The following is a 1,316-nucleotide window of genomic DNA, read 5'->3' on the forward strand; positions in this document are numbered from 1 at the left end:
GACGGCATGGAACTCCTGGGCGAACGGCCGGTGTGGTCGATGAGTGGCAGCGAACTGCTGTCCACTCTCGACGCGCTCGAGACCGACCTCGCCCGGCTGGACACCTACCGGCTCCAGGTCGTCGCCGCGATCGAATCCACCGGCTACGCCCAAGAACTCGGTGCCCGCGACACCGCCGAACTGCTCCGCTTCCGTTACCGCCACGACGCGCCGGCCGCGCGGCGCATGCTGCGCCTGGCCCAGGCGATGACCACCTACCCCGCCGTCGCCGACGCCCTCAACGAAACCGCCGCCTACCCCACCACCGACGAAACAGACAACACAGCCGAAACGACAGCCGACGCGACGAACGTTGCCAACGGCACCGACCACGACGGTGCAGACGGTGCAGACGGTGCGGATGCCGTCGGTGGTACGGATGGCGGCGCGGACGGTGCGGACGGCGCCGAACCGGACGGTCATGACGGTGCGGACGGTGCGGGCGGTGCGGATGGCGCTGGGGATGGCGCGGACGGTGGTGGTGTGGATGGTGGTGGTGTGGATGGTGGTGTGGTTGGTGGTGGGTGGTTGTTGCGGTCCGGGCAGGCGGCCGCGATCGTGTTCGGGCTGGACCGGGTCCGGTCCCGGGTGCCGGTGGAGCAATTGGATGCTGCGGCTGAACAATTGGTGCGGCTGGCGGGGCACCTGTCGCCGGGTGAGTTGCGCAGCGCGGCGAAGGAGATCGCGGACCTGCTGGACTCCGACGGCCCCGAACCCGACGAACACAAGGCCGCCGCGCGCGAGTCGCTGACGTTGACACCGGCCGACAACGGGGTGAAGTTCCGCGGCTACCTGGCCAACGAGAACGCCGAGCTCCTGCGCGCGGTCATCCACGCCGGTGCCCGCCCCCACAAGACCGGTGACGGTGAACTCGACCCGCGGTCGCGTGAGAAGCGCCAGGCCGACGCGCTCACCACCGCGCTCATCCTGGCCGCGACCGCCTGGGACACCCACACCAGCACTGGAAACGGCACTGGAAACGGCACTGGAAACGGCACTGGAAGCGGCGCTGGAAACGGCACTGGAAGCGGCGCTGGGAACGGCGCTGGAAGCGGCGCCGGCGACGAGACCCGCAAGGGCGGTCCGGTGCCGGGGTATGGGGCGAAGGCGAACATCACGATCACCATCGACCTCAACGACTTGATCGCCGCGACCGCGGACGCGGTCGGGCACACCGTGTACGGTGACGGGTTGTCGGCGGCGGCGATCCGGCGGCTGGCCTGTGACGCTGCGATCATCCCGATCGTGCTCGGTGCGAACTCCGAGCCGCTGGATGT

Annotated in this window: 1 protein-coding gene; it reads left to right on the top strand. The window is 69.8% G+C overall.

Annotated features, from left to right (window positions below; translation table 11 throughout):
- Positions 1–39 precede the first annotated feature (39 nt).
- Positions 40–1,316, top strand: a 1,277-nt coding sequence (locus AB0B82_RS35440; RefSeq protein WP_360178981.1) for a DUF222 domain-containing protein, incomplete at its 3' end; no start/stop codon positions are given.

This window comes from Kribbella sp. NPDC048915 (genome assembly GCF_040649595.1).
Lineage (GTDB): Bacteria > Actinomycetota > Actinomycetes > Propionibacteriales > Kribbellaceae > Kribbella.